Annotated in this window: 22 protein-coding genes, 1 tRNA gene and 1 pseudogene; 15 read left to right on the forward strand and 9 right to left on the reverse strand. The window is 37.4% G+C overall.

All coding sequences use genetic code 11. The annotated features are described in order from the left end of the window. Positions 1 to 423: 423 nt before the first annotated feature. The 8 genes and pseudogenes from HW278_RS00345 (at position 424) to HW278_RS00380 (ending at position 9,823) form a co-directional block, all read left to right on the forward strand. The gene (locus HW278_RS00345; protein ID WP_178976583.1) at positions 424 to 1,284 is read left to right on the forward strand and encodes a glycoside hydrolase family 25 protein; all 861 of its coding nucleotides are present in this window, start codon (positions 424 to 426) and stop codon (positions 1,282 to 1,284) included. A gap of 1 nt (position 1,285) precedes the next feature. After that, on the forward strand, positions 1,286 to 1,873 hold the full coding sequence (locus HW278_RS00350) for a 5-formyltetrahydrofolate cyclo-ligase (protein ID WP_178976584.1): 588 nt from the start codon (positions 1,286 to 1,288) through the stop codon (positions 1,871 to 1,873). Between the two features lie 122 nt (positions 1,874 to 1,995). Further along, the gene (locus HW278_RS00355) at positions 1,996 to 3,195 is read left to right on the forward strand and encodes an HmuY family protein (protein WP_178976585.1); all 1,200 of its coding nucleotides are present in this window, start codon (positions 1,996 to 1,998) and stop codon (positions 3,193 to 3,195) included. Positions 3,196 to 3,203: 8 nt separating this feature from the next. Then, positions 3,204 to 3,836: an HmuY family protein gene (locus tag HW278_RS00360; protein ID WP_009418443.1), complete on the forward strand. Its 633-nt coding sequence runs from the start codon at positions 3,204 to 3,206 to the stop codon at positions 3,834 to 3,836. A 75-nt stretch (positions 3,837 to 3,911) separates the two neighbouring features. Further along, positions 3,912 to 5,854: pseudogene (locus HW278_RS00365) on the forward strand (TonB-dependent receptor plug domain-containing protein). A gap of 483 nt (positions 5,855 to 6,337) precedes the next feature. Continuing rightward, positions 6,338 to 6,646, forward strand: coding sequence for a DUF4834 family protein (locus HW278_RS00370; RefSeq protein WP_009411402.1), 309 nt, complete (start codon positions 6,338 to 6,340; stop codon positions 6,644 to 6,646). Between the two features lie 34 nt (positions 6,647 to 6,680). Further along, positions 6,681 to 9,068 (forward strand): YfhO family protein, encoded by a 2,388-nt coding sequence (locus tag HW278_RS00375; protein ID WP_178976586.1) that lies wholly within the window; start codon positions 6,681 to 6,683, stop codon positions 9,066 to 9,068. Next, positions 9,065 to 9,823 (forward strand): hypothetical protein, encoded by a 759-nt coding sequence (locus HW278_RS00380; protein ID WP_178976587.1) that lies wholly within the window; start codon positions 9,065 to 9,067, stop codon positions 9,821 to 9,823. The genes HW278_RS00375 and HW278_RS00380 overlap by 4 nt, the downstream gene beginning before the upstream one ends. Before the next feature lie 128 nt (positions 9,824 to 9,951). Here the strand turns inward: HW278_RS00380 and HW278_RS00385 are convergent. The 3 genes from HW278_RS00385 to HW278_RS00395 all read right to left on the reverse strand — a co-directional run bounded on the left by HW278_RS00385 (position 9,952) and on the right by HW278_RS00395 (position 11,820). Next, positions 9,952 to 10,031: transfer RNA gene (locus HW278_RS00385), tRNA-Leu, on the reverse strand. Positions 10,032 to 10,118: 87 nt separating this feature from the next. Then, complete coding sequence (locus HW278_RS00390) at positions 10,119 to 11,027, reverse strand: bifunctional metallophosphatase/5'-nucleotidase (RefSeq protein WP_015782835.1); 909 nt, start codon at positions 11,025 to 11,027, stop codon at positions 10,119 to 10,121. A gap of 7 nt (positions 11,028 to 11,034) precedes the next feature. Beyond that, positions 11,035 to 11,820, reverse strand: coding sequence for a 5'-nucleotidase C-terminal domain-containing protein (locus tag HW278_RS00395; protein WP_178976588.1), 786 nt, complete (start codon positions 11,818 to 11,820; stop codon positions 11,035 to 11,037). Positions 11,821 to 11,884: 64 nt separating this feature from the next. On the opposite strand from HW278_RS00395, the gene HW278_RS00400 reads away from it, so the two are divergent. After that, the gene (locus HW278_RS00400; protein WP_002675764.1) at positions 11,885 to 12,403 is read left to right on the forward strand and encodes a DUF6913 domain-containing protein; all 519 of its coding nucleotides are present in this window, start codon (positions 11,885 to 11,887) and stop codon (positions 12,401 to 12,403) included. 7 nt (positions 12,404 to 12,410) lie between these two features. Then, positions 12,411 to 13,283 (forward strand): 4-hydroxy-tetrahydrodipicolinate synthase, encoded by an 873-nt coding sequence (gene dapA / locus HW278_RS00405; protein WP_178976589.1) that lies wholly within the window; start codon positions 12,411 to 12,413, stop codon positions 13,281 to 13,283. Between the two features lie 43 nt (positions 13,284 to 13,326). Here the strand turns inward: dapA and HW278_RS00410 are convergent, their stop codons facing one another. After that, positions 13,327 to 15,042, reverse strand: coding sequence for a murein L,D-transpeptidase (locus HW278_RS00410; RefSeq protein ID WP_178976590.1), 1,716 nt, complete (start codon positions 15,040 to 15,042; stop codon positions 13,327 to 13,329). A 631-nt stretch (positions 15,043 to 15,673) separates the two neighbouring features. On the opposite strand from HW278_RS00410, the gene ffh reads away from it, so the two are divergent. Genes ffh through HW278_RS00435 form a run of 5 tightly spaced genes read left to right on the forward strand, consistent with a single transcriptional unit; the run spans position 15,674 to position 20,612 of the window. Further along, positions 15,674 to 17,005 (forward strand): signal recognition particle protein, encoded by a 1,332-nt coding sequence (gene ffh, locus HW278_RS00415; protein ID WP_178976591.1) that lies wholly within the window; start codon positions 15,674 to 15,676, stop codon positions 17,003 to 17,005. 29 nt (positions 17,006 to 17,034) lie between these two features. Next, entirely contained in the window at positions 17,035 to 17,490 is a 456-nt protein-coding gene (locus tag HW278_RS00420; protein WP_048747129.1) for a DUF2750 domain-containing protein, read from the forward strand. Between the two features lie 21 nt (positions 17,491 to 17,511). Then, entirely contained in the window at positions 17,512 to 18,387 is an 876-nt protein-coding gene (folD, locus tag HW278_RS00425) for a bifunctional methylenetetrahydrofolate dehydrogenase/methenyltetrahydrofolate cyclohydrolase FolD (protein ID WP_178976592.1), read from the forward strand. Next, positions 18,384 to 19,523 carry an AAA family ATPase gene (locus tag HW278_RS00430; RefSeq protein WP_009418397.1) on the forward strand — a complete coding sequence of 380 codons (1,140 nt, stop codon included), beginning with the start codon at positions 18,384 to 18,386 and terminating at the stop codon, positions 19,521 to 19,523. The genes folD and HW278_RS00430 overlap by 4 nt, the downstream gene beginning before the upstream one ends. Further along, entirely contained in the window at positions 19,524 to 20,612 is a 1,089-nt protein-coding gene (locus HW278_RS00435) for a CapA family protein (protein ID WP_015782830.1), read from the forward strand. A 101-nt stretch (positions 20,613 to 20,713) separates the two neighbouring features. Here HW278_RS00435 and prmC read toward each other — a convergent pair whose 3' ends face one another. From prmC to lipA, 5 genes are read right to left on the reverse strand one after another with little or no spacing between them, the layout of a single operon-like run. Next, the gene (gene prmC, locus HW278_RS00440) at positions 20,714 to 21,559 is read right to left on the reverse strand and encodes a peptide chain release factor N(5)-glutamine methyltransferase (protein ID WP_009418378.1); all 846 of its coding nucleotides are present in this window, start codon (positions 21,557 to 21,559) and stop codon (positions 20,714 to 20,716) included. Further along, positions 21,559 to 22,593, reverse strand: coding sequence for a glucosaminidase domain-containing protein (locus tag HW278_RS00445; protein ID WP_034554454.1), 1,035 nt, complete (start codon positions 22,591 to 22,593; stop codon positions 21,559 to 21,561). The genes prmC and HW278_RS00445 overlap by 1 nt, the downstream gene beginning before the upstream one ends. Then, entirely contained in the window at positions 22,577 to 23,515 is a 939-nt protein-coding gene (locus HW278_RS00450) for a 1-aminocyclopropane-1-carboxylate deaminase/D-cysteine desulfhydrase (protein WP_178976593.1), read from the reverse strand. Before HW278_RS00450 ends, HW278_RS00445 begins: the two co-directional genes overlap by 17 nt. Positions 23,516 to 23,517: 2 nt before the next feature. Beyond that, positions 23,518 to 24,759: an ABC transporter permease gene (locus tag HW278_RS00455; RefSeq protein ID WP_178976594.1), complete on the reverse strand. Its 1,242-nt coding sequence runs from the start codon at positions 24,757 to 24,759 to the stop codon at positions 23,518 to 23,520. A gap of 3 nt (positions 24,760 to 24,762) precedes the next feature. Continuing rightward, the gene (lipA, locus tag HW278_RS00460) at positions 24,763 to 25,662 is read right to left on the reverse strand and encodes a lipoyl synthase (RefSeq protein ID WP_002671622.1); all 900 of its coding nucleotides are present in this window, start codon (positions 25,660 to 25,662) and stop codon (positions 24,763 to 24,765) included. Positions 25,663 to 25,821 lie beyond the last annotated feature (159 nt).

Below are 25,821 nucleotides of genomic sequence, written 5' to 3' on the forward strand. Positions count from 1 at the left end.
TTAGCTCCACTTTACCTTCACTTTGAGAGCACTATTTCTTCGTTCATTGTTCGTCTTTCCTTCGTCTTTTCTTCGTCTTTTCTTCGTCTTTTGTTCGTTCATCGTTCGTCTTTCCTTCGTCTTTTGTTCGTCTTTCTTATAAGCTTCCTATAAGCTTCTCCCAAATTAACCATTAACCATTAATCATTAATCATTAAACAAGGCTTTCTCCCTCCTCAAAGCCTTTTCTCTTCAAATTAGTCTCAGTCTGCTTATGATGTTTTTCATTTTCTTCCGAAAGCTCCACCTCCCTCCAACCAATCAAATAACTATTTTTATTCCTACTCATCATTTGCTAATTTTCACATCTGCTAATCGGCTAATTTGCTAATTAATATTTTAAAGATTTATACGTAATTCAGATTTTTAATGTATATTTGCAAAATGAAAAAGAAAAAGCTACAAAGAAGTAAGTCTCGTATATCTGCAAAAAAGAAATCTCTATTTGGGAACTTTTTTACTGTAAGCCTCCTATGTATTTTGTTGTTGGGAGTAGGTAGCGTTTTCTATATCAGAACCTATTATCCTGCCATTTACCAAAAAATACTAAACAAAATTACAGCCCGTAAAATAAACTCTACCTACGAAAGCAATCGTATTGAACATATCGTAAGCCTCTACTATGATAAAGTCTTCGGCATCGACCTTTCGCACTATCAAGAACGCGAAGAAATAGAATGGGATAGCCTCTACATCCGAAATAAAACTGCAAAATACCCTATCCAATTTGCCATTTTTAGAGCAACAATGGGGAACGATGGAACCGATAAGAACTTTGCACACTTTTTTTCAGAAGCTAAAAAACACCTACTTATCAGAGGAGCTTACCATTACTATCGTCCAGACGAAGACCCTAAGCTACAAGCAAACTCCTACCTGAAGAATGCTCAGTTGGAAAAAGGAGATTTCTTACCCATTTTAGATATAGAACAATTGCCTAAAAAGAAATCCAAAGAACAGTTTATTAAAGATGTACAAACGTGGTTAGATATTGTTGAAAAACACTACAAACGCAAACCTATTGTCTATACTTACATTAGTTTTTACGAAGATTATTTGTATCCCACTTTCAAGCAATACCCATTATGGATAGCCAATTATAATAATGTGTCAGTCCCTACCTCTGTTTTTTCTTGGCAGTTATGGCAATTCACTGAAAATGGTATTACTGCGGGAGCAAAAGTCAAAATAGATTTTAATATTTTCAATGGTGATAGTAGCGAACTGAACAAACTCTTATTGTAGTATGACAAAAAAAGAACTCAGGACACTCTATAAGCAAAAACGCAATGCCCTATCAGCTGAGGAGCGAGACCTCCTCAGCCAACAAATAGCTGAAAGGTTACTTCTTTTTCCTAATTCTTTATGGGAGCATCACACTTACCATATATTCCTCCCCATAGAACGATTAGCCGAAATAAACACAAATTATATATTGAACATACTACGTGATAAGAATAAGCAAATCGTAGTCCCTAAAATGGATAGTAATACTCGCACGCTGTCCTCTATTCTTCTCACCAAAGATACTCAGCTTATTAATAACGCTTGGGGAATTCCCGAACCTAAACAAGGTGTTATTATAACTCCCGAAACCATAGATGTAGTATTCGTTCCTCTTCTTGCCTATGACAAATATGGCAATCGGATAGGCTATGGCGGTGGTTATTACGACCGTTTTTTGAGTGAATGCAGAGGTGATACACTCAAAATAGGACTCTCCTACTTCCCTCCTGAAAATAACTTTTATGCTTTGAGAAATGCTACTGATGTTTTTTTAGATTATGCTATCACTCCTTCTGCAAATTACACACTCACAAAAAGAGAATATTGACAAGTTTTTATTGAGGAAAAGTTTGCTTATATTGAACTTTTCAAAATAAAATACCATATTGTTTTGTATAATTCTAAATAAGTAGTATCTTTGCACCGTCAAATCAAAATACAAACAATATTATGAGATTAAAATTTTTAGCTCCTGCGCTTATCGCAGGAATGATGGTGCTTACTACTTCTTGTAGTAAAGACGACAATCCGACCCCTATACCTTCTACTGCTAAAGAAGTTAAAGAATTAAATGTTTCTTCACAAACAGAGTGGGTGTATTTTTCTTTTTCAGAAGGGAAACAAGTAGAGGTAACCAATCCTCGCACAAGTGATAATTGGGATATCGCTTTCAATCGTTATAACGTAAAAACTAATGGTGGCACTTCAGGTATTGGAGGCGTGGAAGTAGCCAATACAGGAAGTAAAGATTTTGCTACTGTTACTCAATACCCTGGCATAGGATATGAGAAAGACATATTAGTAACTTCTTATGGGCGTCCACAACCAGGACAAACAACTCCTACTACTACAACTATCTCAGTTAATCCTGCCATTACAGGTACAGTACAAAGCCCTGACCCTAAAGGCTTCTATAACTATAATCCTCCTACACCAGGAAGCAATACTCCTAATATTACACTTACCAAATATGTATATGTAGTAAAAACAGTAAAAGGGCAGTATGTAAAATTGCAAATTACTGAGTATACTAACGCTAAGGGTGAATTAGGTTATCTTACTTTTAAATATGATACTCTTACTTCACAAGCTCCTATAGAAAAAGTAAGCCTTACTTTTACCAAAGCAGTTGCAGAAGTACAATTAGATGCTACTGGCGATTGGCAATACTTTTCATTGGCAACAGGAGCTGTAGTAAGCGTTACCACTCCAGAAACTGATACTACTTGGGATATAGCTTTCAAAAGTTATTATGTAAAGCTCAATGGTGGTGTGAATGGTAAAGGAAAAGGAGAAGCTCTTAAAACAGAATCAAAAGATTTTGATGCTGTAAAAGAAACTGTAGTAGTAGGTTTTGAAAAAGACAAAGAAGTAACTTTTACTGGTAGAAACAGCTCTACTAAAGTAAACGTTTCACCAGTACTTACAGGAGGCTTTGGTTCTACAACAGGTACTATAAACATCAGTCCTAGCAATATAAACAAATGGGGAGATGTTTACGCTCCTAATGAATGGGTATACATTATCAAAACAGCTGATGGTAAATACGCTAAAGTGCAAGTAACTGATTTTTATAAGGAAGTAAACAGCAAAAAAGCACCTAATTACCCGAAACTAAAATATCAATTGAGTGATACTCAAAGCAAATAATAAAGATTATGAAAGTTAGATTATTACTATCAGTTTTAGCTATAGCCCTTACTTTTGCTTCTTGCAGTAAGGACAATGATAACTCACCTCAATTACCTCCTAATGTAAAAAAGGTAACTAACTTAGATGTAAATAATAAATGGGTTACATTTTCTTTTGAAACAGGGGTAGCTACAGCTACTACAGCTACCCCTACCACTACTAGTTTAGACTGGGATATAGCTTTTAATAGTTTTTTGGTAAAACTTAATGGAGGCGAATCAGGAAGTGGACAAGCTGCAGCTTTAAATACTCATAGTCAAGATTTCTTTTCTATCAGTAAAGCTCCTGTAGAAGGATACTCTGCTGATAATGTTATGCAAGTGTTAATAGGGTATCCAAATACACAAACAGTTACCTGCTCTCTTTCTAAACCTATGACAGGAGGTTTTGGAGTTACCGAAGGAATTATACACATTGCTCCTGAAAATATGGGGGCTGATAAATACCCTAGCGTATACCGCCCTACTAAATGGGTATATATTCTCAAAAGAGCCAATGGTAAATTTGTAAAATTCCAACTAACCGATTGTTATAATGACAAAGCAAAAGCTGTATACCTTACTTTCCAATATCAGTTAAGTGAGGATAGTAATTTTTAATAATATTTAAAATAGCTTCAAGAGGTTGTTCAGCTATAAGCGAGCAGCCTCTTTCTTATAAATTAAATTATCAATATGCGAAAGATTTTTATCACTGCTTTTATTTCATTATTCTACTCGCTATCTACTCTTGCTCAAAACGACAAGAAGGAAGATGAACCTATAAAACTCAATGAAATAATTGTAACAGCTACACGCGTTCAAAAGAACTTAAAAAACGTACCTATCACTGTGCAAGTAGTTACCGCTGAAGATATTCGTAAATCGCAAGCTACCGACTTTCAATCGTTTTTAGAAACGGAATTTGCAGGTATCAACTTTACTTACGATGGAGGTATGCCTAACATTAATATGATGGGATTTGGAGGTAAGTATGTGCTCTTTTTAATGGACGGCGAGCGTATGGCAGGAGAAACTTTTGACAATATCGACTATAATCGTATTGACTTGGATAATATTGAACGTATTGAAATTATCAAAGGGGCTTCTTCCTCTCTTTATGGCTCGAATGCGCTGGGAGGGGTGATTAATATTATTACCAAAAATGCTAAGAAACCTTTTGAAGGTAGCGCGAGTTATCAGTACGAGAGTATCAAAAGTCATAAAGCGAATGTAGGCGTGGGGAGCAAGCAAAAATGGGGTAGTATCCGCCTGACATCTTTTTACAATTTCCGCGAACCTTATGTTTTGGAAGATAGCGAACCATTAACTGTTTATAAGAATGGTACAGCTGTTACCTCTGAAAAAGGAGAACTCAATATTGCAGGGTTTACTACTTATGGGGTTACCCCTAAACTTACTTTCAACTTATCACCTAAAATAGACCTTGCCCTTACGCCTAACTACTACTTCAGCGAACGCAATCAAGGGACAGAATCTTCAAGAAAACTACGTGATAGATATTATAACTACACTTTATCGGCTAAATCTAACATTGCACTCACTGAGAGCAAAAAATTAAGTCTATCGGGGGCTTTTGACCGTTACGACAAGTTTAACTACTTTCCGTTATTAAAAGAAAAAGAAAAGAACTATGAAAACACCATATGGCGTGCAGGAATGCAATACAACCAATCGCTATGGGAAAAACATTCGTTAGTAGCAGGAGCAGAAATATTTTCAGATGAACTACTCAGTTTCCGTTTTGATAATACAGGTACTGAAGCCAAAGAAAACGCACAAAACTACACTGCTTTCACCCAACAAGAATGGGCACTTTCTTCTGCTTTCACCTTGGTAACTGGGGCACGTATAGATTATCATTCACTTTTTAAAGAACACTTTACCTATCGTTTGTCAGGGATGTTTAAGGTAGAGCAGTTTACTTTTAGAGGAGGTTTTTCCACAGGTTTCCGGTCGCCTACCTTGAAAGAACTCTACACTAATTGGTTTCACCCTTGGGGGGTGGCTTCCAAATAATGGGTAACAAAGACCTTAAACCCGAAACCAGTAATAACCTTAACCTTTCAGTAGATTTCGACAGCCAGAAGGTGAATATTACAGCGATGACGCAACTCTCGTCGGTAAGAGATAAAATAGCCTTTCGCTGGACAGCTGCCAGCGATACTATTCGTTATGTAAATTTTAATGGCAATACTGAGATTGTAAGCTCTGAGATATCGGCGACTTATCACCCTACAAAAGCTTTCCGCTTTAAAGGTTCGTATGCTTACTACTACATTAGCAATAGTACGGGAGAAAACCGCCCGCATACCTTCACAGTAAAAGCTGAATACATTCCTAAGCGTGATGCCCTCTATATTCCTAACGTTGTGTTAAGTGGCAAATACGTAAGTGCTACTCGCATTCACGATACCGATAGTAATAACAATGAGCTCTATACCTATTATGAACCTTATAGTATATGGCATTTGCAACTATTCTCTAAACTTCCCTACCACCTCACCTTCACAGCAGGTATTGACAATCTTTTCGATTATGTAACTAAAACCACGAGTTTCTACTCCAGCATTTCTCCGGGGAGAACTTATCTGATAGGATTGAAGTGGACCTATTGATTTTCAAAAATAAGTTGGGTTAGAAGTAAGAGTTCGTACAAATTTCATTCTGCTTTGTTTTTCCACTCAAAATAACTCCATCTTTTTTTCAAAACATATCAGAAGAATTCGGAAGAAGGAAATTAGGTGAAGAGTAAAAGATAAGAGGTAAAGTGGGTATGATTAGCTTATAGGAAGCTTATAGGAAGCTTATACGAATCTTGGAAGATTGGTATAGAAAGGGTATATAAGTAGTTGATTCATACTATAATACAACAAGGTCAAAAATGCTAAAAACAGGGTTACGAGGCGAAAGGAAGAGAAAGGTGAATTCCTATTAACACTCACTTACTCGGCAGTTATTGAGAAACTCTCCTAAGGAGAGGGGGCGTAGCGATGCAAAGGTAAGGGCAAAAATAAGGTAAGAGTGGAGTAGATTAGTAAATTTTACAAATTTGTTAGTTCATAATTATTTTATACCTTTGCACCAAAACTAAAAATGAAATGATGTCAGAAGCTTCTTTTTCAGGATTTATACAGACTATCCTTATTATCATATTAGTGTTTTGGGGACTGAGAATCCTCCTGAGAATATTGGCTCCTTATATGATGCGTTTTTTCATAAACAAGGTAAGTGAAAGAATGCAAAAAGAATTCGAGCGTACCCAAAATCAGTACCAACAAAATGCTTATGGGCAAAATCGCTCAGAAGAGAAGGAAGGCAAACAAACTATTATAAATAAGAATTCTCATTCTAAAAACCCTGAAGCTACCAAGCAAGTGGGTGAATATATAGATTACGAGGAAGTTTGATTTAAGTAAGAGATAAAAGGTAAAAAATAACCAAATGAAAAAGATAATCCCTCACGTTGTAGTAATAGCGCTATTTGCTGTAATAGCACTTGCTTTCTTTTACCCTGTATTACAGGGGAAAGGTATCTTCCAAAGTGATATTGTTCAGTATACCGGTATGGCGAAGGAGCGGAATGATTACCGTCAAACAGAAAACAAAGAGACATATTGGACAAACAGCGCTTTTGGTGGTATGCCTACCTATCAGTTAGGGGCACAATATCCTAATGATTTTGTAAAGCAGCTAGATAGAACGTTGCGCTTTTTACCTCGTCCTGCCGATTATCTCTTCTTGTACTTTATAGGCTTTTACGTCCTACTTTTGGTGTTAAAAGTGGATTACAAGAATGCTTTCTTGGGGGCTATTGCCTTTGGTCTTTCTACTTACTTGATTATTATTTTAGGGGCAGGGCATAATGCCAAAGCACACGCCATTGCTTATTTTGCTCCTTTATTAGCGGGTATCTTATTGGTATTTCAGCGGAAATACCTTTGGGGAGGATTACTCACAGCAGTAGCGTTGGCGTTAGAAATCTGCGCTAATCACTTCCAGATGACGTATTACCTGCTTTTATTGGTGTTGCTCTTAGGCGTAGGCTTCCTTTATAAAGCTATCAAAGAGAAACAACTCAAAGATTTTGCAAAAGCTATGGCGGTACTACTTGGGGCTGTAGTAGTGAGTGTACTGGCAAATGCTACTTTACTGCTCACGACTCACGAATACGCCGATTGGAGCACCCGTAGTAAATCGACACTTACTATTACTCCTGATGGAACTCCGAAAGAGCAGAACAGCGGTCTACCAAAAGAATATATCACCGAATATAGTTATGGCATCAGTGAATCACTAAACCTTATCGTGCCTCGTCTTTTTGGAGGTTCTAACCACGAAAACTTAGGAGAAAACTCTAAGACGTATCAGTATTTGGTACAATTGGGGGTACCCCCTATGCAGGCATTACAAGAAACACAACATTTACCCACTTACTGGGGCGACCAGCCTATCGTGGCTGCTCCTGCCTATATAGGAGCTGTGGTGTTCTTCCTATTTATCTTGGCACTTTTTGTAGTAAAAGGAAGAATTAAATGGTGGCTCTTAACGGGCTCAGTAATGGCACTCGTACTTTCGTGGGGCAAGAACTTCGGACTGCTCACTGATTTTATGATAGACTACTTTCCGTTATACAATAAGTTTAGAGCGGTATCGTCTATACAAGTAATTTTAGAACTCTGCGTACCTATCTTGGCGATAGTAGGGTTACAACAGTTCTTAAAAACACCTGAAGAGGAGCGCAAAAAATACTTGCTTTACAGTCTTTATATTTGTTTAGGGGTAATGTTATTGCTTTTCTTAGGGAAAGGATTCTTTGATTTCCAAAGCGCAAACGATGTGTATTACGGCAACAGAGAGATTGTGCAAATGATAGTGGAAGACCGCAAAAGTATTTACACTGCTGATTTGCTGAGAAGCACCGTACTTATACTGCTCACGGCTTTGGCTTTGGTGCTTTATCAGTACAAAAAAATTCCTCTTAGGGGAATGCAAATAGCACTCTTAGCATTGCTTTTCTTTGATTTGGGAGGAGTAGCCAAACGCTATGTAAACAAAGACAATTTTGTAGATAAATACCTAATAGAAAATCCTTTTGAGGCAACTCCTGCCGATATGGCGATTCTTCAAGACAAAAGCTATTATCGCGTATACGAACCTCAAGTGGGTATCAACAGTGCACGTACTTCGTTTTTTCACCATTCGATTGGAGGCTATCACGCAGCGAAACCCAAGCGGTTGCAAGAACTCTTCGATTACCAAATAGCCAAAGGAAATATGGAAGTGCTCAATATGCTGAACGTGAAATATATACTTTTGCGCAACCAAGAGGGAGAAATACAACCAATGCACAACGAAGATGCCTTAGGTAATGCGTGGTTTGTAAAGCAACTTAGCTTAAAAAACAGCGATAATGAGGTAATGAAAGCTTTAAAAGAGTTTCACCCTTCCGAAGAGGCTTTAGCAACGCTCAAAGATTTGAAAACAAACCTTCCATCACAATACACTGTGGATAGCACGGCTACGATTGCACTAAAACATATGCGTCCTGATGAATTAACTTACGAAAGTAACAATTCTCACGAAGGCTTTGCGGTTTTCTCGGAGATGTTCTACCCTCACGGATGGAAAGCGACTATCGATGGCAAAGAGACGCCTATCTACCGTGTAGATTACACTTTACGAGGAATGTCTGTACCCGCAGGAAAACACGAGATACGATTTGCTTTTGAACCCGAAGTAGTGAAAACAGGTAGTAGATTAAGTCTTGTAGGGTGTATTTTATTACTTTTATGGCTTGCGGGAGGTATTTTTGTACAATTTAAAAAATGAAAACACTTTTTACTACTATTGGACTACTGCTAATCAGTGTTATTCACGCTCAAGATTTTATAGGCAAAGAATGGCGCATTGATAATTTTTTAGGAGAGTTCCCTGACGTGACCGATGTGTATTTCATAAAAACACCCGAGAGTAAATATACTTTTGGCGACCGTATTCTCTTCAATTCAGATGGTACTTTCTCTTCCTGGTTAGTAACCGAATGTGGTAATACCTGCTCTTCTCCTACTATGGGAACTTATCAAGCGGTAGGTAAGTATTTATCTATTCAGGTAGAGAAAATGGAAAAACGAGGGGTGGAATGTGATAGTATTCCTATAGAGCTCAATCTTGATCTCGGTAGTTATTATCTCCACAAAATCTCCAACGATGAATACTACCTCATTAAAAGTACTGGTAATTTTGTTGCCGACAAACAGAGACTAAATGACGTAGCCACTTTACTGTGCTTTATTAAAATTTATGATATACGAGGCAAATCGCCTAATCCTTCTTTCCAACTGAAAAGTGATATTCCTAAAGACGAGCGCATTGGCAAATTCGTACGCAAACTATTCCATCTCACTACTTATGAAATCCTCAAAGGCTTCCCTGATAACCATAGTACTCATTACCTTGTAAAAGACCTTAAAACTAATACCTATTACTACCTACGAGAGGAATATTTTAGCAATAAAGTTACTGTTTACTACTTTACTGAAAAAGACTTAAAACAACGTGCTAAAGAATTGAAAAAGCAACAATAAATAAGAAAGGAGAAAAGACAAAAGAGGTATCTAATAGAAGAAGCAAAACCTAAAAAATAAATAGTTCTCAAAACTACTTTATATTAAAAAAACAAAAAGGAGCCACAATAATGTAGCTCCTTTTATTGTACCTGAGGAGGGAATCGAACCCTCACTCCGAAGAACACGAGTTTGAGTCGTGCGCGTCTACCAATTCCGCCACTCAGGCTCCTTTTTAATTCGGTTGCAAAAGTACATAAGTTTTTTAAATATACAAAAAAAACGAGTACTTTTTTACAAAATAATTTATAACAACCTAAACTTCAATAGTCACTGCTTTGTTTTTTACAAAGCTACCTTCCTCAAAAAAGAAGTCTACTCTTCCCAAATTAATACCATAACAACCTACTTGATTTACCAAAGTAGTTTTTCCTCTTTTATTTGTAACCAAAGTAGGATGAGGTAAAAAAGTATGTGTATGACCTCCTATAATTAAATCGATATAAGAGGTTTGAGCAGCTACTTTTAAATCGGAGACCTTAGGGCTATTTTTGTAATCATATCCTAAGTGAGACAGACAGAGAATTAAGTCACAATGTTCTTCATTATAGAGTTTGCGTTCCATATCTTGTGCTATCTCTATAGGGTTCAGATAAACTGTTTCGCCGTATTGTTTTTTATTTACCAAACCTTCCAATTCAACGCCCAGACCAAAAACTCCTATTTTAATACCATCTACCATATAAATTTTATAGGGGTTTGTGTACCCATTGAGGAGCGTTTTACTTACATCGTAATTAGAAATAATAAAATCAAACTTGGCGTGAGGAAGCTGTGCAAAAAGCCCCTCTACCCCATTGTCAAAATCGTGATTCCCTAAGGTAGCAGCGTCGTATTTAAGCATTGACATTAGCTTAAACTCTAACTCACCTCCATAGAAATTAAAATAAGGAGTGCCTTGAAAAATATCTCCTGCATCGAAAAGCAAGGTATGAGGATTTTCTTTACGTACTTGGTCGATGAGATATGCCCTACGTGCTATTCCTCCTTTATTAGGGTTATGAGGGTCAGTAATAGGAAAAGGGTCGATGTGACTGTGTACGTCGTTCGTATGCAAAATAGTAATTTGTTTTGCATTGCTTGGCTTCATTGATAGTGATAGACCTCCTACCCCCATTAGCAAAGATGAAGCTCCTATGTTTTTAATAAAAGTACGTCTTTTCATAATCGTATTATAATTTATATTCAAATCGGTTATCTTTTTTAGCGTCTAATACGTCTATTTTTTTGAAATAATCAATCAGTACATTGCGAAGTTTATAATCTGTTTCATCTACTTTTAAAGAATTTTCGAAGAAGTACATTGCATCTCCCCCATTCATTAAATAATCGGAAGTAGCAACTATATAAGTAGCTTTAGAATCGAAAGGTTTCCCATTGATATTGAAGTGAACCACCTTACCATCTTTGGTGATTTGCAAATCTATTTGCTTTGACAGAGGGTGAGGTTTTCGCTCTTTAATCAGATAGTTAAGAAGCTCTTGTACTTTCTCTCCTGACATTGTAAGTACTACTACTTTATTCTCAAAAGGCATTATATCATAAACTGAACCTACTGTAACATCACCTTTGGGCAAATCGGAACGAATACCTCCCCAGTTGAGCATTACAAAGTCGATATCCTTACCTGTACGTTTTTTGTAAAGAGGATTTACAATTTCGAAGGTAGCATCAGCCATAAAATTACCAATAGCGGTATTTAATGCTTTTTCGTTTCTATCTTTCACCAAATCGGCTGGGTTTTGAGCTAAGACGGTAGACATCTCAGAGGATATGTGTTCGCGATATGGTGTGATAAAGTTTTCTATTTCAGCTTTTTGTGAAATAGTATCGGTAATAGGAATGTTTATAGCTTTTACTCTTGTAAGCTGCGTTTTAGACGAAGAACAAGAGGCTAAAAATCCTATTGTTACAAGCAATACAAAAAAATAATGCTTCATTACATCAAACTTTTTCATAAATATATTTCTATTTTAAAAATTATTTTTACCTTTGCAATCACACGCAAAATTACAATATATTTTGGACATCGTAAAAAATTATAACATAAAAAATAAAATTCGGAAGAATTTTAAAGCCTTAGAAAGTTATAACAAAAGGTTAGACAACAACTTAGCAAAAGTTGGTTGCATTGTGGATATGGATGTAGTGAAGAATGTAGACCCCTTATTGGAGCTTATAAAATACTATTCCATTCGCCCTGAGAACTATATTGTCTTAGGATATAAGCGTGAATCAGAAGAAACTCACGCTAATGGAACTCCTTTTCTGATTGATAAGGAAATTAATTGGCAAGGAAAGATTAGGAATTACCACGCCGATAGATTAGCTGAACAAGAGTATGACTTGCTCATTAATTATTTTAGTGAGCCTAAGTTGCCATTGTTACTATTGTCTTCGTCTATCAAAGCTAAATTAAGAGCTGGTTTTGAAGGAATAGGGCTACAGTACAACGATATTGTGATAGCTTGTTCTCCTGCTGATGAAAAGGTTTTTGCTAATGAATTAAAAAAAATATTAGAAACCATTATTCGCAAATAAAAAATTTATGACAAAACAACTAAGAGGAACTGGTGTGGCTCTTATCACACCCTTCACAGCTGAGAAGCGGGTGGATACTAAGGCTCTTACCCGTATAGTAGAATATGTAACTGATGGTGGAGTAGATTTCATTGTAGTTTTGGGAACTACTAGCGAAGCTCCTACTCTCAGTAAGGAAGAAAAGGCTCTTGTGCGAGAAACTATTATCAAGGCTAATAAAAAGCATTTGCCCTTAGTATTAGGTATTGGGGGCAATAATACCCAAAGCGTTATTGAGGAAATCAAGAGTACGGATTTAGCCCCTTTTGATGCGATTCTATCTGTAACGCCTTATTACAATAAACCTTCGCAAAATGGTTTATATGCACACTTTGCAGCGATAGCCAAAGAGAGTCCTTTACCTATTATTTTATATAATGTACCTGGGCGGACAGGGGTATGTATGACCACTGAAACCGTATTACGTTTGGCTAATGACTTTAAGAATATTATAGCTGTAAAAGAAGCTTCTGGCAATTTAGTGTTAGATATGAATATCTTAAAAGATATGCCTAAACATTTCACTTTTTTATCAGGAGATGATACTACAACTCTTCCGTCAGTATATATGGGTGGTAGTGGAGCGATTTCGGTGATTGGGATTGCTTTCCCTAAGGAATTTTCTGAGATGGTACGGTTAGGGTTAAACGGTAATACTTCTAAAGCCAATGCTTTGCAATACGAATTGTTACCTATGATGGGCTTAGCTTTTAAAGAAGGAAACCCCACAGGAATTAAAGCTATTTTAGCTGCTCAAGGCTTATGTGAGCCCTATGTACGTTTGCCTTTGGTAGAGGCTTCGGATAGTTTAAAAGAAGAAATAAGAAAAGCTTTAAAATAAAGGGCATTAAAATAAGTGACAAATAAAAAAAGCGGTTTGAAAGTTAGCTTTCAAACCGCTTTATATCTTTCAACTGTTCATTATCAAGATCGTAGATATCATTCTTTATAGTTGCTTCGCCTTTCTTATCTACCGATATGGTGTAGTACAGAATATTAATCATATATTTTGTATTGAGTTTTACACGATACTGATTGCGCTTATTATTGTTCATAAAGTCCTTGACTTTCTCTTCTGTCCAAGACTTTCCATCACCTTCATTCTTCAGTAAATGATAGGCTAATTGCGAAGGATTTTGCACGCGTACACAGCCGTGACTAAGTGCACGTTGCTCACGTTCGAACAAGTACTTCGATGGTGTATCGTGCAAATATATACTCATATTATTATTGAGCAGGAACTTCACTAAGCCCAATGAATTGCGCTCGGAGGGAGCTTCTACAAAATAAAAAGCACGTTTATGCACCAAAGGATTCGTCCAATCTACCTCTGAGGGGTCTATCACCTTGCCATTTTCATACATAGTATAACCTCTATTTTTGTATCTTTCGGGGTCTTCTTGCAATAGCATTTGAGGAATCATTTCTTTTCTGATAATACTTTGAGGCACAGACCACGTAGGACGAAATTCTATTGAACGAATAGAATCGGTGAAAATGGGAGTTGAGCTTTGAGCTCGCCCCACCACTACTTTGGTTTGATATATTAATGAGTCTTTATGATATAAAAAAAGTTTATAATCAGGAATATTCACTATTATATAATCATCACCTAAATCATTATTGAAAACACGCATACGCTCCATATTGAGCCTAAGTAAATCGCGCTGGCGTGCTTTATTCATATTCAGACGATTGAGTGTTTGGATACCTAAGGAACCATCGGGAGTAAGCCCATTACTGCGCTGAAATCTTTTCAATGCCCATATAAGGGTACTATCTACTTCCTGAGGGTCGATTTTGGGAACTGACCCAAAGCCTTTTTTAGCTAAGGCATTGCGCAAGCTCTCAACCTCAGGATCGGTATATCCGTAAACAAAGTTTTTAGGGTCTGAAAATTTAATGATACGGATAGTGTCAAGTGGCTGATTTTTGAGTTGTATATACTTATATTTCATTCGTCTATACTGTTCTCCTTTGGGATAAAGACTTGCTAATTTTGCTTCTAAATCATCGTTATCTCCCAAATGTAAGAGCATATCAATATTCCGATACTTATACTTTGGCTTTATCCACGTATGTTTTCCATAGGCTCTTTTAGAAAAGCGACCAGAGGTAAGGTGCTTGGTAAAAAGCAAAAAAGAGGCGGTAATTTGTTTATCTAAATAAGCCTTATAATCATTAGGGAGTTTATATTTATAGGCACTATCTACCACTTTTTTCAAAGCAGAACGCCTATAAGTTTCGGGGTTTAGACCATCTTCTTCAATACATTTTAAAGCTTCTATATATTGTGAAAAGATGCGAGAAGGGATATCTTCGAAGAGCCAACGAGTTTTCCCACCATTTTCTGTATAATAACTATGGGTTTCGGACTGTATTCCTTTTTTATAAGTAGCATCAAGAACTGTAAGATTTTCAAATGAAGTTACAGAGGTATCTACTGCAATAGTAAGAGCCTCAGTATAAACCTCTTTACCAGCCTCATTTAATGAAGAATTGGGGTGAGAAGTAGTGGGAGTAGTTTTTCTACAGCTTTGTAAGGTGATAAAAATAGCTATTAAAACTACAATTTTTATCTTTAAATCAATATGAATCATATTAAAGACATATTTTGGGTGCAAAGATAAGGATAATTAGGGAATTAGCAAATGTGGAAATTAGGAAATTAGTAAATGTGAAAATTAGCAGATTAGCACATTTGGAAATTAGGAAATGATGGGGAGAGATTAAAATAGTTATTTGATTAGTCGGAGGGAGGTGGCACTTTCGGAAGGAAACGAAAAATATCAGAAGTACACTGAGAGTAATTTTGAAGAGAAAAGGCTCTTAGGAGGGTATGCTTAGCTTATAGGAAGCTTATAGGAAGCTTATACGAATCTTGGACGATTGGTATAGAAAGGGTATATAAGTGATTGATTAATAATACGATACAACAACGCAAAAAATGCTAAAAACGGGGTTACGAGGCGAAAGAAAAGGTAAGGTGAGGTATTAGAGAAATATGGAGGAACTCTAAAAAACTCGAAGGAAAAATATGCTTAGCTTATAGGAATCTTGTACGGAATCTTGTACGATTATTATAGAACAGCCTTTTAAACTTCTATAAAATAAGAAGTTATATTATAGAAAAACACCTTATTAACCGTATCAATACACTTTTTTAGCTGTTTAGTTTTTAGTTTCCACTTTTTTTCAGTACCTTTGCACAACTTTTTAAAATAGACAAAAATGTTTGATAATTTAAGTGATAAATTAGAGAAAGCCCTACATAACTTAAAGGGACACGGTAAAATTACCGAAATAAACGTAGCTGAAACACTGAAAGAAGTGCGTCGCGCTTTGCTTGATGCCGACGTAAATTATAAGATAGCCAAAGATTTTACCAATAACGTAAAAGAAAAAGCCTTAGGACAACAAGTGCTCACTACCCTACAACCAGGGCAGTTAATGGTGAAGATTGTAAAAGATGAGCTCACCCAGCTAATGGGAGGTGATGCTGCTGGAGTGAACCTATCGGGGAATCCTACTATTATATTGATGTCGGGGTTACAAGGTTCTGGTAAGACTACTTTCTCAGGAAAATTGGCTAACTACCTCAAAAATAAAAGAAATAAAAAACCATTGCTCGTAGCGTGTGACGTGTATCGTCCTGCTGCGATAGACCAATTACATATTGTAGGAGAACAGGTGGGGGTACCTGTTTTTTCGGATAAAGGGAACAATAACCCTGTGGATATTGCCAAAAAAGGGGTGCAATACGCCAAAGAAAACCACTTGAACGTGGTGATTGTGGATACCGCAGGTCGGTTGGCAGTAGACGAGCAAATGATGACCGAAATATCGAATATCCACAAAGCACTGAACCCACAAGAAACCCTTTTTGTAGTAGATGCGATGACGGGGCAAGATGCTGTAAACACGGCTAAAGCCTTCAACGATGTGCTCAACTTCGATGGGGTTATCCTTACCAAACTCGACGGGGACACCCGCGGTGGGGCGGCTATCACTATTAAATCGGTAGTGAATAAACCTATCAAATTCGTAGGTACGGGCGAGAAAATGGACGCTATTGATGTGTTTTATCCCGACCGTATGGCTGACCGTATCCTCGGTATGGGGGACGTGGTATCATTAGTAGAACGCGCTCAAGAGCAGTTTGACGAAGAGCAAGCGCGCAAATTGCAAAAGAAAATTGCAAAAAACCAATTTGGGTTTGACGACTTTCTTGAACAAATACAGCAAATTAAGCGTATGGGTAGTATGAAAGACCTCCTTGGTATGCTTCCCGGTGTGGGCAAAGCAGTGAAAGACCTCGATATCAAAGACGACGCTTTCAAGCATATCGAAGCAATTATCCATTCGATGACTCCAAAAGAGCGCAATACGCCTGCTATCATAGATTTAAACCGAAAAAAACGAATTGCCAAAGGTAGCGGTCGAGATATTCAAGAGGTAAACCAACTAATGAAACAGTTTGAGCAAATGAGTAAGATGATGAAAATGATGCAAGGTGGCGGTAGCAGAAAGATGATGCAGATGATGCAGGGAATGAGAGGTTAGATAAAAGGTAAAAGGTAAAGAATACAAATATGTTACAAGAATTCATTGAAACTGTAGTAAAGAACAAAGAAGTGTTTTACCTAGAAGTAGACGAATCGTTTGCTATGTGTGGTTCGCAAGCCTTCTACATTGAGGAAACCAAAGAAGCTATTCCTGTAGCCCTCTTTTGGGAAGACGAAGAGAAAGCAGTAGCTTGTAAAGCGGACGAATGGGCTAAGGGAATTGTAAAATCGGCTACCTTAGAAGAGTTTATTGAGATATGCTTTGGAATGCAAGTAGAAACAATGGCAGTGGGTATTGGGTTCAACGCTGATTTATCAGGAGGAGAAGAACTCGTACCTGTTGATTTGATAAAAGCATTGATAAAAGAAATTGACAGAACGAAAACTGCGGTTACTTTTAGTGACTCGTTCGAATCATTAGCCCAAGTAAAACAACTTTTGAACCAAATAGAGCTTGACATCACCGATGAAAAAGCTCTTTAACCACTAAAAACACAATCAGTAATGACTATCTTAGACGGAAAAAAGACTTCAGAAGCCCTCAAACAAGAAATTGCTGAGGAAGTAAAGCAACTAAAAGCTGAGGGAAAGAAAGTACCACATTTGGCTGCCGTATTGGTAGGCGACGATGGGGCAAGTCTTACCTACGTGGGGAGTAAGGTGAAAGCTTGCGAACAAGTAGGTTTTGAGTCTACTTTAGTAAAACTCCCTACTAACATCAGTGAAGAGGCGTTACTGCGAGAAATTGAAAAGTTAAACGCTAATTCTGAAATTGACGGCTATATAGTACAATTACCACTACCTAAACACATCGACGAGCAGAAAATACTTTTAGCCATAGACCCTACAAAAGATGTAGACGGCTTTCACCCTGCTAACTTCGGTAGAATGGCACTGGATATGGAGGCTTTTATTCCTGCTACACCTTTCGGTATTATGGAGTTGCTGAAACGCTACGAAGTGCCTACCAAAGGCAAACACGTGGTAGTAGTAGGACGTTCACACATCGTAGGTCGCCCCATCAGCATATTGCTCAGCCAAAAGGGAGCACAAGGCAATGCTACCGTTACACTTACTCACAGTCATACCCCTAACCTCGCTGAGCTTACGCGTCAGGCAGATATTGTGGTAATGGCATTAGGTATTCCAGAATTTCTAAAAGGCGATATGGTAAAAGAAGGCGTAACCGTGATAGACGTAGGAATTACACGCCTAAAAGACGATAGTACCCATAAAGGTTATCGCATTGTAGGCGATGTAGCTTTCGATGAAGTAAAAGAAAAAGCGAGTTACATTACCCCTGTACCAGGGGGCGTAGGTCCTATGACCATAGCAATGCTCTTGAAAAATACGTTATTAGCTTATAAATGGTATCGATGAAAATAAAAGAATCTAAATATTATCACCCTGTAAACCTCTTGCAGATAGACTCCGATGACCACGTAGAGGTGTACGATAAATACAAACTTCTGACTTTCAGCAACCCGTACCGTTGTTTGTTAGACGACTTGATGGCAAGAATTTATATAGGAGGAGAGGATTTGGTTATCCAACGAGACAAACTGAAACACTTTGTGAAATGTACTGACTATTACACCATAGAATACGCCTCCAAACAAAATGAGCTATACGAATCGGAAGAATGCTATTTTCACCCAGAGCTCGAAATCTTTTTGGTAATAGACAAAAATCTCTCCAACGAGTACGATAACCAGATTTTTGAAGACGGATTATACAAAGTAAACTCAGTATACTACCAAAACGACAATCCAAAGGCTAAGGAACACCTCAACACCTTGTTTTCAGAATATATAGAAAAGTATATCTCTAAAGAATCTAAGGTTTCTATACTACTAAAAACGCAAATAGGATTAGAAATCAAAACTCATAGCATCAAGCCTTACCGCATAGATTTTGAAACGATGTACAACAATGATTTCTTCGAAGTACATACTCGAGTGAAAAATGCGTTAACGAATGACAACAAGGGCGTGGTACTATTTCACGGGATTGCTGGTTCGGGGAAGACAAACTACATCAAATGGCTTACGAGTCAAATCCCGAATAAAAAATTTATCTTTGTACCTACTACAATGATAGGGTCGCTCACCGATCCTGCTTTTATTAGTCTGCTCATAGGCAATAAGAACTCTGTATTGGTACTCGAAGATTGTGAGAACTATATAGCTGAACGCACTGCCTTCAACAGTAATACCGATGTGGTATCGTCTATCCTCAATATAGCTGACGGTATGCTTTCTGATGTATTAGAATGCCAGCTGATATGCACGTTTAACTCCGATATTTCTAAGATAGACTCGGCATTATTGCGCAAAGGCAGATTGATAGCCGAGTATAAGTTTAAAGAGCTAACTGTTGAGAAGTGCAATAAGTATTTGCAATCTACCGATAGAGATTTTAGAGTAGATAAGCCTTACTCATTAGCAGAACTGACCAATATAGACATAAAGGAACTCAAAGAACAAGACAAGCAAACTAAAATAGGTTTCAAATAAATGATACGTATATTTCTGACTTTTCTCTTCGTCTCGATAACTTTTGCCCAAGAAACAGGTAACCGAATGTCATTGCTTTTTATGGGGGATATAATGGGGCACGTGCCACAAATAGAAGGAGCTTACGATATTGAGACGAAGCAATACAATTATATGCCTGTATTTGACAAAATCAAACATAAGTTTGCGCAGGTAGATTTTGCTATTGCTAATTTGGAAGTAACTTTGGCAGGAGAACCTTATACAGGTTACCCCCAGTTTTCGTCGCCTGATGCTTTAGCAGTTGCTTGTAGAGATAGCGGAATAGATGTATTGGTAACTGCCAATAATCACACTTGCGATAGAGGCAAAAAGGGAATTATTCGTACTTTAGACGTACTCGACTCTTTAAAAATAGCTCATACAGGAACCTTTCGCAACAAAGCAGACTTTGAGAAACATAATTTATTGGTGCTTTCCAAAAATGGGATTTCAGTGGGAATACTCAACTATACTTATGGTACTAATGGTTTACCTGTGCCTGAACCTACCATCGTAAATAAAATAAATCTCAACCTAATGAAGCAGGATATTGAGAAAGCTAAAAAAGTAAATCTCGATAAACTGATAGTAGTGATACACTGGGGGATAGAATACCAGCAAAAGCAAAACAAAAAACAGGAAGAAGTAGCACAATTTCTTTTTGACAACGGAGTAGACATTATTATAGGAGGTCACCCACACGTCTTACAACCTATGTATTACTATCCGCAAACGGGACTTCATAAGGAACAGATGGTAGTTTATTCACTGGGTAATTTTGTATCTAACCAGCGCAAAAGCTCAACAGACGGAGGTGCGATGGTAGAGCTGACTCTCTTCAAAGATGCTTATGGCACTCGTATCCTTGATAAAGGATATTATTTAGTTTGGGTAAATCGCACTCCAAAAACTAATAAGAAATATCTTTTTGAAATATTACCTTGCAAAGAATACGAAACTACTCACTACAAAGACCTTACTGAGAGCGTTAAGGATAGTATGAGTATCTTCATAAACAACTCCCGAAAGTTATTCAAATCTAATATTTTAGTTAAAGAGAAACTATAGCTTATTACAACATTTCTTTTATGTATCAGCTTTAGAAAATAAATAAAGACTTTCTAATGATCATTATTTAGATAGCCTTTTCTTCTATATTACTTTTATAGCTACTTAGCTTTTATCATACGATCATTTCCAAAAAGGTCTTGACGTAAAGTTATCTCAGTAAAATGCTTTTGTTCTAATAATGTTTGCATTTCTTGCCCTAAATACTGATTAATTTCAAAGAAAAGACTCCCATTAGGATTTAAACTCTGCTGAGCAAGAGTAGCTATTTTATCGTAAAATAATAATGGATTATTATCAGGGACAAAGAGTGCTAAATGAGGCTCATATTCTAAAACATTATGGTGTATCTCTTTTTTTTCTAACTCACGTACGTAGGGCGGATTAGAGATAATGATATCATATTTATCAGAAAGAGTTTCTATTCGCAAGATATCTTGTTGTAAAAAATGAGTAACTACACTGTTTAATTCAGCATTACGCTTAGCTACTTTCAAAGCTTCTTCCGAGACATCTATAGCTGTTACTACGGCATTAGGAAGAGCTTTAGCAAGTGAAATAGCAATACAGCCACTGCCTGTCCCTACATCTAATATTTTGATTTTCTCGCTTTTGTCAGGATATTCTTGAAGTACCCAATCCACTAGCTCTTCTGTTTCTGGTCGAGGTATCAATACATTTTCATTTACGAAAAAACGATTAGAGAAGAACTCAGTTTCACCCAAAATATACTGTATGGGTTTCGCTGTTTGTAATTCTCTAATCGCTTGCAAAATAGGTTGTGCTATATCTTCAGTAAGTAAAGTATCAGAATTTGCTAATATTGTAGCTTTACTGTACTTCCCATAATGCTCTAAAAGAATAAAGTAAAACGCATTTATTTCACTCTTAGGATAAAGTATTTCTAATTTATGATGTACATACTCTCTTAGCTCACTAAAAGTCATTAGTTCACACGAATTTGTTGTCCTACTTTTAGGTTACTACTAGTCACATCATCAAAATTATTAAGCTTCATCAATTGTTGTACAGGTACTTGTTGCTCCCGTGCTATTTTATAAAGAGTGTCACCTGTTTGTACTTGATAATAGACTTCAGCAATAGCCTCTTTTTCAATGGTAGTGGTATCAATAGTATTAGTAGGTTTAACGATTGTTTTTGTTACAGTGGGTTTAGACACCGATTTAATGGCTGTAGCTGGTTTAGATACTTCTTTTTTAGGGGTTGAAACAGTTGCTACTTGGGTATTAGAAGAAGTTATATCTCCTCCTTTAGCTGCTATTACTTGATTGTCATACTGATGTAATTCAAACTTTTTGATAAGAGCTATCAATTTTTTTGCATAAGTAGGGTCAGTGGCATAACCTGCTTTTCTGAGCCCGTGTGCCCAACCTTCATAATCTGTAGGACTAAGGTCAAACAGTGCTTTATAACGATTGCGATTTACAAGAAATTGTGAATGGTCTTCAAACGATTCGTATGCATATCTATATTTGCGAAAACATTCGCTCTTCTCATCGTCGTCGTGGGTGATAGTCTTACCGTCCCAAGTAGCGTGACATTTAATTCCAAAGTGGTTATTGCCATAACGTGCCAAGCGTCCTTGCCCCGAGCCACTTTCTAAAATGCCTTGTGCCAAAGTAATACTCGCAGGAATATTGTAACGTTGCATCTCTACCATTGCAATATCTTTATAATCCTGAATATACTTTTGAGTAACGGCTGCCGTAACTTGCACCGCAGGAGTTATCTCGTGAAAGCTGTCTTCTGAGATATCTATACGATTGTGTTTTGAATCAGCTAAAGCCTTATTTCTTTGGGCTATCTCCGAATGGGTAGGCTTTTTCATCTCCACTCTCGGTGTCGGCTTTTGTCCTCGATAGATTACCGAATGAGAATTTCTCCCTTTCCTGTAAGGCTGATCAGAGCACGATGATATTATAAAGAGAATTAGCAATAGCAAACTAAATCTTTTCATCATAATTCAATATACTTTTATGTTTTTTAATTCGTTCGTTATTAAAACCTTTAATCCCTTGCAAACCACCAGTATGAATGGCTAATATACGGGTATTAGGTGCAAAATATCCCTGCTTTGTGAGGGCAAAGATAGCAAAAATCATCTTACCTACATATATCGGGTCTAATAAAATTTTCGTCTGACTGTTAAAATCATTTAAAAAATCTACTAATTCATCAGTTACTTTAGCATAACCACCAAAGTGATAATCGTGCACTAATTCCCAATTGTTTTTAGTTGTATATTGTTTGATTACCTCACTTAAAAACGCTCCTTTCAAAGCTGGAAAACCAATGACTTTCTGATGATTAGCACTTGCATTGATGAGCCCTGAAATCGTTCCTCCTGTTCCTACGGCACTGCATATCACATCAAAAGCGTTGTCCTCAGGAGTAAGGATTTCTTCACACCCCTTCACTGCCAGCTCGTTAGTACCTCCTTCAGGGGCTATATAGATGTTTTGTCCATAGCGTTTTCTAAGATTTTCCAGGAACTCTGGCGTGTGTTTTCGTCGGTAAGCCTCTCTTGTAACAAAATAAAAATCCATACCACAAGATTTAGCAAACTTTAACGTAGGATTAACATCTATTTTAGAACTTAACTCATCGCCACGAATCACACCTATGGTTTTCAAACCTACTATTTGTCCCGCAGCCGCTGACGCAGCAATATGATTGGAATAAGCTCCTCCAAAAGTGAGAATCGTATCCTTGCCTTCCTGCTGGGCTTGTACTATGTTGTACTTAAGCTTTCTGAGCTTATTCCCTGATACAAAAGGGTGATTTTTGTCCTCTCGCTTTATCGTAAGGGTAACCCCATCAGGCAACGGGATATTCACGGGTTCGTTTTCTATATGTAAGTTATTGAATAATAAAGGCTGCATAGTTATTCATATCTCAACGCTTCTACAGGATCTAATTTCGAGGCTTTTACTGCCGGATACAATCCTGATATTACCGCTACTACAAGAGCTATACATATAGCAATAATAATAACACCCCACGGAATGGTAAAATCAAACTTAACGGCTTTAGATATCAAATATCCCAAACTGATACCTAATACAATACCCGTAAGTGCTCCCAATTGAGCTATTATTAGGGTCTCGGTAAAGAACTGTAAGGTAATAGATTTGCGTTTAGCTCCCAACGCTTTGCGAATGCCTATCTCCTTAGTGCGCTCGGTTACCGAAACGAGCATAATGTTCAATAGGGCGATTGAAGACCCCAAGATGGTAATAAGCCCAATCACAAAACCAGCAACAGAAAGGGTACCCGTAATACTACCTATGCGTTGCAATAAGTCGTCACTGCGTTCTATCCCGAAATTATTTTCTTGTAAAGGTGCTAAGCCTCTAAGGTTACGCATCACTACGGTAGCATCATCTATAAGTCCGTCCAACTGGTCTTTGCTCTGAGCGCTTATTTTGAGTTGAAAATTAGGATTATCTATGGGGAAAATACTGCGTGCAATTCCTAAAGGAATCAACACTTGAAAGTTTTCGTAATTGCCAAAGGAGGAACTTTGTTCTTTAAGTATACCTATGACTTTGAACTTATAACCACGTACCGAAATACTCTTTCCTAATGGATTTACATCTTTGAGTAGTGTTTTCTTAAAATCCGGACCTATCACGCACACATAGCTATTGTTCTGTATATCGAAATCGCTAAAATTGTGTCCCTCTTCCACTTCTAACCCCGAATTGCCAACGTAGTATTCATCTACGCCTATCACTACGGCTAATGGGTCAGTTTTTTTGTTCTCGTACTTCACCTCAGCTGAGGAGGCAACATTCATAGAAATACTCGTTTTTGCAAACGGATTATCTAACTGTTGTTTAAAAGCTACTGCTTCTTGATAGGTAATTAAAGGGTGTGGCTTTTGGGTGGTACCACTCCCCTCGGCTCGCTGACTGTATTGATACCTTGTAATCGAAAAAGTATTAGCTCCCATACTCGAGAAATTGCCTTCAAGCGTATTGCGCAAAGCAGTAATCACACTCAGGATTCCTACCAATGCCGTAATGCCAATAGCGATGATGAGCACGGTGAGAATTGTGCGCAATAGTTGCCCTCTGATACTGTCAAGAGCTATTTTTATATTTTCACGAATTACAATCCACACGGTTTATAACAAATGCTTATGAGCGCGGTAAGATGAACGTACTAACGCTCCACTTTCCACGTGACGAAAACCTAATGATAAGCCTATTTCTTTGTACTTGGCAAACTGTTCAGGAGTGACAAAATTCTTTACAGGAAGGTGCTGTTTCGAAGGTTGCAAATACTGACCGATAGTCACAATATCCACTTTTGCCTCTTTAAGGTCGTGCAAGGTTTCTATCACCTCTTCCTCAGTTTCTCCAAGTCCTAACATAATCCCCGATTTAGTACGGTTCGCGCCATTTTCCTTTAAGTAACGCAACACACCCAAACTTCGGTCGTATTTAGCTTGTATACGCACTTCACGAGTCAATCGGCGTACCGTCTCCATATTGTGCGAAATGATTTCAGGTGCAGCTTTCAGTATACGGTTTAAGTTGCGTTCTACTCCCTGAAAATCAGGAATCAAGGTCTCCATTGTGGTATTAGGGTTCATTCGGCGCACGGCTCTCACCGTCTCAGCCCATATAATGCTTCCCATATCCTTTAAATCATCTCGGTCTACCGAGGTTAGTACTGCGTGCCTAATGTTCATCAGTTTGATAGAACGTGCCACCTTTTCAGGTTCTTCCCAATCCAAACTTTCAGGTCGCCCTGTTTTTACGCCACAAAAGCCACACGAGCGCGTACAGATATTCCCCAATATCATAAAAGTAGCAGTGCCTTCTCCCCAACATTCTCCCATATTGGGGCAACTACCCGAAGTACAAATTGTGTGAAGGTTATATCTGTCCACCACACTCCTCAGCTCAGTATACTTTTTACCAGTGGGTAATTTTACCCGTATCCACTCTGGTTTATTGCTCTTTAAGGTAGTAGTGGTAGTGGTTTCTATTTCATCTACAGCAAGTGTTTCTGCATTCATTATTTTTTAATGTTCTATATAATTTTTTACAAAGATACTACAAAATTGATGATTACAAAAGTTTTTAAACCGAAAAAATATCTATTCCCTATCGGAAGTACTGATTATAAGTGAAGCACAAAGAGCTTTTTCTTATATCTAACCCAAGTTTTACTAAAG

This window comes from Capnocytophaga sp. oral taxon 902, assembly GCF_013394735.1.
GTDB classification, from domain to species: domain Bacteria; phylum Bacteroidota; class Bacteroidia; order Flavobacteriales; family Flavobacteriaceae; genus Capnocytophaga; species Capnocytophaga ochracea.

Coding starts and splice junctions, on each gene's coding strand:
- HW278_RS00410 (WP_178976590.1), bottom strand. CDS start 15,042: ATGATTCATATTGATTTAAAGATAAAAATTGTAGTTTTAATAGCTATT.
- prmC (WP_009418378.1), bottom strand. CDS start 21,559: ATGACTTTTAGTGAGCTAAGAGAGTATGTACATCATAAATTAGAAATA.
- HW278_RS00370 (WP_009411402.1), top strand. CDS start 6,338: ATGATGTCAGAAGCTTCTTTTTCAGGATTTATACAGACTATCCTTATT.
- HW278_RS00450 (WP_178976593.1), bottom strand. CDS start 23,515: ATGCAGCCTTTATTATTCAATAACTTACATATAGAAAACGAACCCGTG.
- HW278_RS00360 (WP_009418443.1), top strand. CDS start 3,204: ATGAAAGTTAGATTATTACTATCAGTTTTAGCTATAGCCCTTACTTTT.
- lipA (WP_002671622.1), bottom strand. CDS start 25,662: ATGAATGCAGAAACACTTGCTGTAGATGAAATAGAAACCACTACCACT.
- HW278_RS00445 (WP_034554454.1), bottom strand. CDS start 22,593: ATGATGAAAAGATTTAGTTTGCTATTGCTAATTCTCTTTATAATATCA.
- HW278_RS00355 (WP_178976585.1), top strand. CDS start 1,996: ATGAGATTAAAATTTTTAGCTCCTGCGCTTATCGCAGGAATGATGGTG.
- HW278_RS00395 (WP_178976588.1), bottom strand. CDS start 11,820: ATGAAAAAGTTTGATGTAATGAAGCATTATTTTTTTGTATTGCTTGTA.
- HW278_RS00380 (WP_178976587.1), top strand. CDS start 9,065: ATGAAAACACTTTTTACTACTATTGGACTACTGCTAATCAGTGTTATT.
- dapA (WP_178976589.1), top strand. CDS start 12,411: ATGACAAAACAACTAAGAGGAACTGGTGTGGCTCTTATCACACCCTTC.
- HW278_RS00350 (WP_178976584.1), top strand. CDS start 1,286: ATGACAAAAAAAGAACTCAGGACACTCTATAAGCAAAAACGCAATGCC.
- folD (WP_178976592.1), top strand. CDS start 17,512: ATGACTATCTTAGACGGAAAAAAGACTTCAGAAGCCCTCAAACAAGAA.
- HW278_RS00420 (WP_048747129.1), top strand. CDS start 17,035: ATGTTACAAGAATTCATTGAAACTGTAGTAAAGAACAAAGAAGTGTTT.
- HW278_RS00390 (WP_015782835.1), bottom strand. CDS start 11,027: ATGAAAAGACGTACTTTTATTAAAAACATAGGAGCTTCATCTTTGCTA.
- ffh (WP_178976591.1), top strand. CDS start 15,674: ATGTTTGATAATTTAAGTGATAAATTAGAGAAAGCCCTACATAACTTA.
- HW278_RS00375 (WP_178976586.1), top strand. CDS start 6,681: ATGAAAAAGATAATCCCTCACGTTGTAGTAATAGCGCTATTTGCTGTA.
- HW278_RS00345 (WP_178976583.1), top strand. CDS start 424: ATGAAAAAGAAAAAGCTACAAAGAAGTAAGTCTCGTATATCTGCAAAA.
- HW278_RS00430 (WP_009418397.1), top strand. CDS start 18,384: ATGAAAATAAAAGAATCTAAATATTATCACCCTGTAAACCTCTTGCAG.
- HW278_RS00435 (WP_015782830.1), top strand. CDS start 19,524: ATGATACGTATATTTCTGACTTTTCTCTTCGTCTCGATAACTTTTGCC.